This window comes from Bifidobacterium pseudolongum subsp. pseudolongum DSM 20099 (genome assembly GCF_000771225.1).
Lineage (GTDB): Bacteria > Actinomycetota > Actinomycetes > Actinomycetales > Bifidobacteriaceae > Bifidobacterium > Bifidobacterium pseudolongum.
Genome location: NZ_JDTZ01000007.1, coordinates 1 through 6,037 on the forward strand (window position 1 = coordinate 1; position 6,037 = coordinate 6,037).

Below are 6,037 nucleotides of genomic sequence, written 5' to 3' on the forward strand. Positions count from 1 at the left end.
AAAAACAGAAACTGCTGCCATCCCAGAAGGCGGTAACAGACGATAAGAGTGGTAGGTGCATTTTGACCCGGACCAGCCGAAGCCTTCATTGACGAACTGCTACACTTACAAGCCTGACAACAGTGTTGCACTTTCATTTAGACAACGGCGACAACGGCGCGGGGCAAACAGGTGGATACAATTAAGCGGCGACAACCTCTACGGATCATCCCCGCACATGCGGGGCAAACTCCGCGCTTACGCAGCTCGCTACGCGCGTGAATGGATCATCCCCGCACATGCGGGGCAAACTCCGTATACGCCTTGAAGTGGTCCTCGGCGTCCGGATCATCCCCGCACATGCGGGGCAAACGCCGCTCACCGACGGTTGAATCATATTGGCATCGGATCATCCCCGCACATGCGGGGCAAACATGGACGATGCCGATCGGCGTAGGATTCTCGAAGGATCATCCCCGCACATGCGGGGCAAACTGAATGTCATCCGCCGGCAGGTGAAGTGGAATCGGATCATCCCCGCACATGCGGGGCAAACCGGCAGCGTTTCACCTTCTGCCGCAGCCTCGACGGATCATCCCCGCACATGCGGGGCAAACGTCAGATCATGGTCGGCGTCAATGACCCTCACCGGATCATCCCCGCACATGCGGGGCAAACACGTTTTCAGGAATGATATTTTCCTCCCCATACGGATCATCCCCGCACATGCGGGGCAAACGCATCGAGAAGTATGTGCAGCGCGCCCGCAAACGGATCATCCCCGCACATGCAGGGCAAACTATCCGTTCGCGGAATTGATGAAGCATTCCACCGGATCATCCCCGCACATACGGGGCAAACTGCGGCATGTGCCAAGCGACCGCCTGCGGCAACGGATCATCCCCGCACATGCGGGGCAAACGTGCACGCTGTGCGCCTGTGTGCCGGTGGATCCGGATCATCCCCGCACATGCGGGGCAAACCTCGCCAGTCTGACCAAAATCGGGCGGCGCGCTGGATCATCCCCGCACATGCGGGGCAAACTCGGCGAGCGCCTGCTTGGGGGTGATGGTTTTCGGATCATCCCCGCACATGCGGGGCAAACTCCGCCAGTCTGACCAAAATCGGGCGGCGCGCTGGATCATCCCCGCACATGCGGGGCAAACTCGGCGAGCGCCTGCTTGGGGGTGATGGTTTTCGGATCATCCCCGCACATGCGGGGCAAACCTTGCAGTCTGATTCCCACAATGTCTGCTGCGCGGATCATCCCCGCACATGCGGGGCAAACACGCTATCGGTCTGGCTCGCGTTCGTCGCATATGGATCATCCCCGCACATGCGGGGCAAACTGAGGGTGTATCGTAGCACGTTCGCCATGCCGCGGATCATCCCCGCACATACGGGGCAAACGCGAACCGCGACCACCCGTCGGGGTCAGCCGTCGGATCATCCCCGCACATGCGGGGCAAACACGGCGGCGGGAAAAGCCAAGCTGTACAATGCCGGATCATCCCCGCACATGCGGGGCAAACGCGGTGGCGCGCGCCTGCGCGGTCTTGCCGGTCGGATCATCCCCGCACATGCGGGGCAAACTCCCACAGCGTCGTTTTTTCGCGGGTCGCTTGCGGATCATCCCCGCACATGCGGGGCAAACGTTCTGCGTGGCGACTTGCATCATAAAGATTTCGGATCATCCCCGCACATGCGGGGCAAACACTCCACCGTCTCGTTCCATGCCATGCGCGTTCGGATCATCCCCGCACATGCGGGGCAAACCACCTGCATGTTTCCGCCAAGTTTGGCTACTTCGGATCATCCCCGCACATGCGGGGCAAACGCGGGTTCCATATGCCACTGGCCCATTGCGCGGGGATCATCCCCGCACATGCGGGGCAAACGCCGTGTCCTGCTGTGGTTACCAGGGTATGGGCGGATCATCCCCGCACATGCGGGGCAAACATGTCCTCTCGTATGACGACCATTCACTGCTCCGGATCATCCCCGCACATGCGGGGCAAACACGCCGTCGAGCCGGTGTTCCTCGCGACCGCACGGATCATCCCCGCACATGCGGGGCAAACGATGCGGCTGCCGTTCGTGAATTCGATAGCCTCGGATCATCCCCGCACATGCGGGGCAAACTTTTCGCCGCATTGTACTTACGTTGCCTACGCCGGATCATCCCCGCACATGCGGGGCAAACTTGCCGTCGCAGGTGAATGTCGGTGGCGGCGGCGGATCATCCCCGCACATGCGGGGCAAACGTCATCGGTTTCGCGGCTGACGGTGCAGTGGACGGATCATCCCCGCACATGCGGGGCAAACTGGATTATGGTCTTGCCCAAATCCATGTAGCGCGGATCATCCCCGCACATGCGGGGCAAACTTAGATGCTTGATGTTACGCATGGTTGGGCTCCGGATCATCCCCGCACATGCGGGGCAAACCGTGCATCGATGCCGTTCGGCAGGCCGCTCCACGGATCATCCCCGCACATGCGGGGCAAACAAGGTGGGACAATGGAGCCATTATATTGGAGCCGGATCATCCCCGCACATGCGGGGCAAACCGAGTGTTTCGAGCGCGTGCAGGTATTCGTCCTCGTATATGCGCATGCCCCATGCGTCGAGTGCGTGTTCGCGTGTTATTTCGAGTGGTGCTGTTCCGTTGAGTATGTCGGTGATTTGTTCGAGGCTGTGGGCGATGCGGTCGAGGGCCTGTTCATTGGTCATGGCTGTCCGCTTTTGGGTCGTGGTCTGTGTATGGCTCGTGTTCCGTGTTGTCCGGCTGTGGTTCTGTCTGCTCGTCGTCGGTGTCGAACAGGTATTCAGGGATTAGAAGTGGCTCCGGTTTTTCGCCGGGTTCGCACGTCGGCAGTGAGGCGATTTCTTTGTCGACTGGCGGGTAGTATTCCCTGCATTTCATTGGTGGGTCTATTGGCGTGTGCATTGTTATGTCCGTTTCTTTATGGTGCTTTTCGCGTGTTTCTTGACTGCCCTGTTGTTGAGTTGTAAGACTCGTTGTAGGGCCGGATCATCCCCGCACATGCGGGGCAAACCCTATGACGTTGCTGATTTTCGTCAGTACGTCCGGATCATCCCCGCACATGCGGGGCAAACTGCTCGAGCTGGGCGCGCGCGTATGCGTCGCTCGGATCATCCCCGCACATGCGGGGCAAACTCGGCATCGACACGAATCACGTCCGCGAAGGGCGGATCATCCCCGCACATGCGGGGCAAACTGCTCGAGCTGGGCGCGCGCGTATGCGTCGCTCGGATCATCCCCGCACATGCGGGGCAAACTCGGCATCGACACGAATCACGTCCGCGAAGGGCGGATCATCCCCGCACATGCGGGGCAAACTGCACCATGAGCAAGTTCGGAATGCCGGTGCGCGGATCATCCCCGCACATGCGGGACAAACACCCGACAAACCCAAATCGCCAACGCCCTTGTCGGATCATCCCCGCACATGCGGGGCAAACGCGTTGTAGGCGACGAGACCTCCACTGGTGAACGGATCATCCCCGCACATGCGGGGCAAACTTGGCGTCATCAACGATGATCCACCCGTTCAGCGGATCATCCCCGCACATGCGGGGCAAACGCGTTGTAGGCGACGAGACCTCCACTGGTGAACGGATCATCCCCGCACATGCGGGGCAAACTTGGCGTCATCAACGATGATCCACCCGTTCAGCGGATCATCCCCGCACATGCGGGGCAAACGATGAATCCTGCTGTGACGTGGACGATCAATCCGGATCATCCCCGCACATGCGGGGCAAACTACGTGTCCTACCTGTACAACCGACTATGCGACGGATCATCCCCGCACATGCGGGGCAAACACAGAGGAGAAATCCCGCAAGGGATACCGCTTCGGATCATCCCCGCACATGCGGGGCAAACACGCCGTGGAGTTCGGCGTAAATCTCACTGCGCGGATCATCCCCGCACATGCGGGGCAAACGTGCTCATGCCATTGGCTGATGTGCGCTTGCGCGGATCATCCCCGCACATGCGGGGCAAACCAATATGACCACTTTTACGAACCGGCCAGACACGGATCATCCCCGCACATGCGGGGCAAACACGTGCCGGTGGAATACCCGCAACTGCCTCAACGGATCATCCCCGCACATGCGGGGCAAACACTGCCCTCGAGCTTCTCGACCTTGCTCAACGCGGATCATCCCCGCACATGCGGGGCAAACACGCTCAACGACACCGGTGGAGGTTTCAAGTCCGGATCATCCCCGCACATGCGGGGCAAACCGGCGAACGTCGGCGGGATCGTCTGCATCAGACGGATCATCCCCGCACATGCGGGGCAAACGATGTCCTGTGCTTCCCGCATCCAGATCTCCGCGGATCATCCCCGCACATGCGGGGCAAACGAGCGAATGAAGCCGCGGGTGAGGACGTGCCGCGGATCATCCCCGCACATGCGGGGCAAACTTCGGTTCGCCCATCCAGTAGGTTTCGGGTGGCGGATCATCCCCGCACATGCGGGGCAAACACCGCCTGCGCATGTGTTTTGAGCAACGCCGCAGGATCATCCCCGCACATGCGGGGCAAACCCGTGGGCGCGCCCCTCGCGGACGCCACTGGCCGGATCATCCCCGCACATGCGGGGCAAACCCCAGCGCCGTGTCTATAATCCGCATGTCCGCAGGATCATCCCCGCACATGCGGGGCAAACCCCAGCGCCGTGTCTATAATCCGCATGTCCGCAGGATCATCCCCGCACATGCGGGGCAAACTAGCAAGGAGACGGAATCATGGCACTCGTAAGCGGATCATCCCCGCACATGCGGGGCAAACTAGCAAGGAGACGGAATCATGGCACTCGTAAGCGGATCATCCCCGCACATGCGGGGCAAACGGCTCCGGATGGAATGTCGAAGCCACCGTCGCCGGATCATCCCCGCACATGCGGGGCAAACCCGTTGGGGCGGCGAGTTGGAGGGTGGCGTCCCGGATCATCCCCGCACATGCGGGGCAAACCAAGCGTTCCAGGACGGGTGGAATTGGGTGGACGGATCATCCCCGCACATGCGGGGCAAACGTTGTGGAGCGGGTTCACCTGTTGGTGGCCCGCGGATCATCCCCGCACATGCGGGGCAAACCCCTTGATGTTCAGCACCCACTCGTTGTTCTGCGGATCATCCCCGCACATGCGGGGCAAACTTGCGGGAGTAGGGTTCATGCGCCCCCGGCCACGGATCATCCCCGCACATGCGGGGCAAACAAACAGTGGGCGGGAACGCCCATGACGCGAAACGGATCATCCCCGCACATGCGGGGCAAACCCCACAGCGTCGTTTTTTCGCGGGTCGCTCGCCGGATCATCCCCGCACATGCGGGGCAAACATGGTGAGGATTCCCTGCGCGCGTTTATCGTGCGGATCATCCCCGCACATGCGGGGCAAACAAGCCGGACCTCGAACCGGAGCAGTACAAGGACGGATCATCCCCGCACATGCGGGGCAAACACCGTCCTGCCCGCTGATTGCGACGCGCGTGCCGGATCATCCCCGCACATGCGGGGCAAACCAGCGTATCGACTCTCTTATGAGGCGTTACGGCGGATCATCCCCGCACATGCGGGGCAAACCGCCACCACAAGGGCAATGAGTGGATACTGCACGGATCATCCCCGCACATGCGGGGCAAACTTGGGTCTCTAAAGGTTCGCAAGCTAGGTAGGCGGATCATCCCCGCACATGCGGGGCAAACGGGCCGCGCATTTCATACAACAGGCGATAATGCGGATCATCCCCGCACATGCGGGGCAAACAAGGCTTGGGTGGTTCAGACATGGCAACAATCCGGATCATCCCCGCACATGCGGGGCAAACGAAAACAACGATCAACGAAAACTTCCGGGATTCGGATCATCCCCGCACATGCGGGGCAAACAGGCCGCGCATTTCATACAACAGGCGATAATGCGGATCATCCCCGCACATGCGGGGCAAACAAGGCTTGGGTGGTTCAGACATGGCAACAATCCGGATCATCCCCGCACATGCGGGGCAAACGACGCCCGTGG

Annotated in this window: 1 protein-coding gene and 2 CRISPR repeat arrays; the gene reads right to left on the reverse strand. The window is 60.9% G+C overall.

The features are described from left to right. Positions 1–201 precede the first annotated feature (201 nt). A CRISPR array of direct repeats spans positions 202–2,549; the repeat unit is 29 nt; unit sequence CGGATCATCCCCGCACATGCGGGGCAAAC. 151 nt (positions 2,550–2,700) lie between these two features. Then, positions 2,701–2,904 (reverse strand): hypothetical protein, encoded by a 204-nt coding sequence (locus OU02_RS06125; protein ID WP_033489390.1) that lies wholly within the window; start codon positions 2,902–2,904, stop codon positions 2,701–2,703. A 104-nt stretch (positions 2,905–3,008) separates the two neighbouring features. Further along, positions 3,009–6,026: direct repeats of the CRISPR family, unit length 29 nt; unit sequence CGGATCATCCCCGCACATGCGGGGCAAAC. The last annotated feature ends 11 nt before the right edge of the window (positions 6,027–6,037 follow it).